General features: G+C 71.3%; 1 protein-coding gene. It reads left to right on the top strand.

Translation table 11 applies throughout. The features are described 5' to 3' along the window. Nucleotides 1-579: 579 nt before the first annotated feature. Nucleotides 580-2689: nitrate- and nitrite sensing domain-containing protein (locus DQW06_RS08355; RefSeq protein ID WP_255418223.1), on the top strand; the 2110-nt coding region annotated here is incomplete at its 3' end.

The raw sequence follows: 2689 nt of genomic DNA, 5'->3' as shown, positions 1-2689 counted from the left end.
GGCGGTACTGAAGGCTCAGGTAGAGCGCCGCCGCGCAGGCCACCAGCAGCGGGACCCCCGCGACCGCGGCCTCCACGGCGAGCGCTCCCCCGCCCGTCGGCTGGCCCATGCGCGTCCCCCCGTCACGTGGTGTTCCCTCTTCGACACGCAACGCTAGTGCGTGCGGCGCCGGGGCGAGGGGCGAACGCGGACATTCGCGGCGGCGGCCGGGTCCGGGGAGGGCCGGTTCGGTCACCCGGAGCAGGACTTGCCATACTCTCCGCCATATGTGACCTTTGCCCTATTGTCACAAGGCTTCACAGGAGGAAACACCCCTACCGCCCACCCGAGAGGTGGACATTCTCCCCTCCCATGGCAGACTGCCTCCACCACCCGGATATTTCAGCGTTTCACCGGCGAGGTACGATCCCCCACGCCGAAATACCGCGTTTGTGGTTACCCTGCGGTACGTCCCGTGTCGAGAGCCCCCACGGACGCAGCCCGCGGGGCACGAGGCCGCGCACAGGCGGACCGGGACGCGCCGACTCCCCCGGCGGCCCCACCCCCACAAGACCCCGGACGCGGATCGACAGGAGAACCGTGCAGGCAGTACCCGAGCGACGCGGTCGGAGCATCACCTCCCGCATCCGCGCAATGGTCATGATCCCCACCACCGCCCTGGTGGTGCTCTGGCTGGTCCTCACCGCGGCCCTCGCCGGGGACGCGGTCATCCAGATCCTCCGCGCCAACGCCACCGACGAACTGGTCACCCCCGCCGCGGTCGGCCTCGTGGACGTGATGCGGGAGCGGTCGCAGACGATCGCCCACATCGAGAACCCGGGGGACGCGCAGATCGAGGGCCAGCTGGCCGAGGCCCGCGAGAGCACCGACGCCTCCCTGGGCGAGGTCGTGGGCGAGCTCATCGGCTTCGCCGACATCGCCCCCGGCGAGAGCGGCCACCACATCGAGATGCTGCACGCGCAGTACGGCGAGATCGGCGCGATCCGCTCGGCGGTGGACGCGGGCGAGGCCTCCCGCGCCGACGTCCTGGACTACTACAACGAGCTGATCCTGCACGGCGCCGACAGCTTCGACAGCCAGGCACGCGAGGGCGACCTCGGGAACGCGGTCAGCTCCAGCTTCACCGCGACGTACATGTTCCGCACGGTCGACCTGTTCGCGCAGTCCGACGCCCAGGTCGCCCGCGCCTTCGCCACCGACGAGCTGACCCTGGAGGACCAGCGCCGGTTCACCGAGCTGGTCGGCTCCTACGAGAGCACGCTCGCGGCCAACGGCCACTACCTGGGAGGCGAGGGCCAGGAGGCCCGGCTGGAGAACCTGCTGGCGAGCCAGGAGTACGCCGACCTCCAGCGCATGCAGGACGAGATCATCGACCGCCAGGCGACCACCGAGACGGTCACCGACCCGGTGACCCTGGTGCCCAGCGAGGTCCAGGACCTGTCCATGCCGGTGGACTACGCCGCGTGGGACGAGTCCTACGACCACGTCCTCTCCGAGCTCACCGCGATCGGCGCCGACGAGGCCCTGTACGCCGCGGACGTCACCCGCGCCCAAGCCAACCAGGCCGTGTTCCTCGCCGTGGCGGGCAGCCTCGGCGTCGGCGTCGTCACCGTGGCCGCCTTCCTGCTGGCCCGCCGCTCCTCGCACACGCTCACCGAGCGCCTGCTGCGCCTGCGCGAGGACTCCAACGACATGGCCGAGCACCGCCTGCCCGACCTCATGCGCCGCCTGCACGCGGGCGAGCAGGTGGACACCTGCACGGCCGTTCCCCAACTGGCCGCCGACGACGACGAGCTCGGCGACGTGGCCAGGGCGTTCAACACCGCCCAGCGCGCGGCCGTCAACGCGGCGGTGCAGCAGATCGAACTGCGCCAGGGCGTCAACCGCGTGTTCCTCAACATCGCGCACCGCAGCCAGACGCTGGTCCACCGCCAGCTGCGCCTGTTGGACCGGATGGAGCGCGAGCAGGAGGACCCCGAGCAGCTGGCCCAGCTGTTCAAGCTCGACCACCTGGCCACCCGCTCCCGCCGCAACGCCGAGAACCTGCTGATCCTGGGCGGAGAGGCGCCCGGCCGCACCTGGCACCGCCCCATGCCGCTGATCGACGTGCTGCGCGGCGCCATCTCCGAGTCGGGCGACTACACCCGCGTCAAGCGCGAGCGGATCGCCCGTGTGCACCTCAACGGCCCGGCCGTGGCCGACGTCATCCACCTGGTCGCCGAGCTGGTCGACAACGCCGCGATGTTCTCCCCGCCGCACACGCACGTGCGTCTGAGCAGCGAGGACGTGCCCAACGGCGTGACGGTCGAGATCGAGGACCGGGGCCTGGGCATGACCGAGAGCGAGTTCGCCTCGGCGAACGCGCTGCTGTCCAGCCCGCCCGAGTTCGACGTGATGCGCTTGAACGAGAAGATGCGCCTCGGCCTGTTCGTGGTCTCGCACCTGGCCCACCGCCACGGCATCCGCGTGCACCTGCGCCCGTCGCCGTACGGGGGCGTGCAGGCCATCGTGCTGCTGCCGCACGAGCTGATCTCCGGCGACCGCTCCCCGCTGCCCTCCGACGAGAGCGGCGAGCACGTGTGGGACGTGCGCGAGATCCTGGACCGCACGCCCGGGGGCGAGCTGTCGTCCGGCAGGCGCGTCAAGCCCGTGCTGACCTCGGTGTCCGCGCCGAAGGAGGAGGCCCCCG

Origin of the sequence: Nocardiopsis sp. TNDT3, assembly GCF_003427465.1 — a bacterium.
GTDB lineage: Bacteria > Actinomycetota > Actinomycetes > Streptosporangiales > Streptosporangiaceae > Nocardiopsis > Nocardiopsis dassonvillei.
The sequence above is the reverse complement of the archived record's forward strand: the minus strand, read 5'-3'. Positions and strand labels throughout refer to the sequence as shown.